This is a genomic window from Sulfurimonas sp. (genome assembly GCF_016744025.1).
GTDB lineage: Bacteria > Campylobacterota > Campylobacteria > Campylobacterales > Sulfurimonadaceae > Sulfurimonas.
This window is the reverse complement of sequence record NZ_JADGFC010000230.1, coordinates 1-2,128: the sequence shown is the minus strand read 5'-3', so window position 1 is coordinate 2,128 and position 2,128 is coordinate 1. Positions and strand designations below refer to the sequence as shown.

Annotated in this window: 1 protein-coding gene; it reads right to left on the bottom strand. The window is 31.0% G+C overall.

Annotated elements, in window-relative coordinates:
- Positions 1 to 197 precede the first annotated feature (197 nt).
- Positions 198 to 2,093, bottom strand: a complete 1,896-nt coding sequence (locus QZZ48_RS15540) for a methyl-accepting chemotaxis protein (protein ID WP_294967165.1) — start codon at positions 2,091 to 2,093, stop codon at positions 198 to 200.
- Between the last annotated feature and the right edge of the window lie 35 nt (positions 2,094 to 2,128).

Genomic DNA, 2,128 nt, shown 5'->3' with positions numbered 1-2,128 from the left:
TTTACACTCATATTTAATCCCTATATTTTCTATTTCAATTTTATCATTTTTGAAATAAGAAAACAAATTTTACTGGTTCAGTTTTAGGGGTTCATTATATAATTAAACTCATGTGTAAATCCTTGTTAATAATTCACGTGATTAGTTTATCAAATGAATTAACTTTTTAAGGTTTACACAGTTATTTTTACACTCTCTTATGATTTAAATTTACTTAGCTCATCATTAAGTGATTCAGTTAGAGAATGAAGATGTTCACTCGCCCCTGCTATCTCTTCTATGCTTCTAACATTTGTACTTGACAATTCATTAATAGAATTAATATCTTTAGACATAACATCTATTTTTGAAGAAGTATCTATATAGTCTTGAACTGTAGCTGAAGCTGTCACAATAGTTTTATTTAAGACATTTGATACATCTGAAACATTAGACTCAACTTCTACAGAAATACTAGAGATTTTATTTATATTCTCTGAGTTATTATTCATTTCTCCACTAGCATCGTTTATTGACTGTGTAACTACATTTATAGTAGCATTTATCTCAACAAGTGATTTTTGTGTACGCTCCGCAAGTTTTCTTACTTCATCAGCTACAACAGCAAATCCTCTACCATGTTCTCCAGCTCTTGCTGCCTCAATAGCTGCATTTAGGGCAAGTAAATTTGTTTGGTCAGCTATATCATTAATAACTAATAATACATCTTTTACCTCATTTGTATTTACACTAACTTGAGTAAGCTTATCTGCTAGCTCAACTTCTTTTTGTGCTGTATCTTGAAGAAGATTTGAGAGATTTGACACATCACTTTCAACCTTTTGAAGACTCGTTGTTACATCTCTTAGCTCTTCTTTTGAGCTTTCAGCATTTGCAACAGAATCATGTAAATAGTCTTTTAGTTTAGTAGCATCAATAGTTGTTTTTGAAGCAATAGTGGATTGAGTCTCAGCAGACTTACCGACACTAATCGCAGATGCTGATAATTCATGAGCCACTGAAGCATTTTCTGAACTATTCTTTTTCGCTACATCTACAATATCATGTATCTTTTGCACAAAAGCATTAACGCTATTACCAATGTCTCCAATTTGATCATTTGTTTTTACTTCTATTCGATGAGTTAAATCACCTTCGCTACTTGAAAGATTCTCTAAGATAACATTGAGCTCTTCTAATGGTCTAAACAACATACTAATTAAAACATGTATGATAATGAGAGAAAGAACAATCATAATTAAACCTGTAATGATTAACTTTGTCATCATAAGGTTGACGTTTTCAAATGCTACATCTCTATCAATTGTTACATAAACTATCCAACCATTAGACAGTTTGCTAAAGCCAAGTAATTTGCCTTCTCCTTGATCATTATAATGATAAATACCGGACTTATTATCTCTTATCAAAGATTCTAAACCATTTAAAGATGGATCTAAATCAAAAAGTACCTTTTCAACTACTTCTTTGTTAGGGTGGAAATTAATCTTTCCACTATCTTCTGTAGCAAAAGCATAACCGCCTTCAAATTTTACTTCATTTATTTTTTCTATTACTTCATCTAAAAAAATATCAATTGATATAACACCTACAAGTTTTGAACTTTTATATACAGGAGCAACTATTGAAATAGTTGGTTTACCAGTAATAGCATCTATATAAACTTCTGTGACATATGAGTGACCTTTTGCTTTGGCATCTATATACCAAGGTCTTTTTCTTGGTTCATATCCTTCACTTTGTGTTTGATCGTTACCATATACAGCAAGTCCAGTTTCTTCAATACCCATGTAAGTACTAGCAGCAGCAGTAAGTCTATGTGTTGTTTCTAAATATGGTTTTACACTTTCAACTGTAAATTCAGAAAGCATTGAGACATCACCTGCGCTTGTCTCAAGTACTAGTCTTTTGGAGTCTAACCAAGCCTCTATATCTTTTTTTAAGATTTGAGCTTCTTTAAGCTTTGTTTTCTCTATTTCTGCACGAAGATTTGCTTTACTATCAATAAAAGCAAATCCACCAAAAACTAACAAAGATACCACTAAAGACATCGCTACTGTAAGAATTATCTTCTTTTTAAAACATAAACGCATATTAACTCCTTATTATAATTTAAGTATATATTATA

What these genes read in the sequence shown, in the direction of transcription:
- QZZ48_RS15540 (WP_294967165.1), bottom strand. Translation starts at nt 2,093, where the DNA reads ATGCGTTTATGTTTTAAAAAGAAGATAATTCTTACAGTAGCGATGTCT.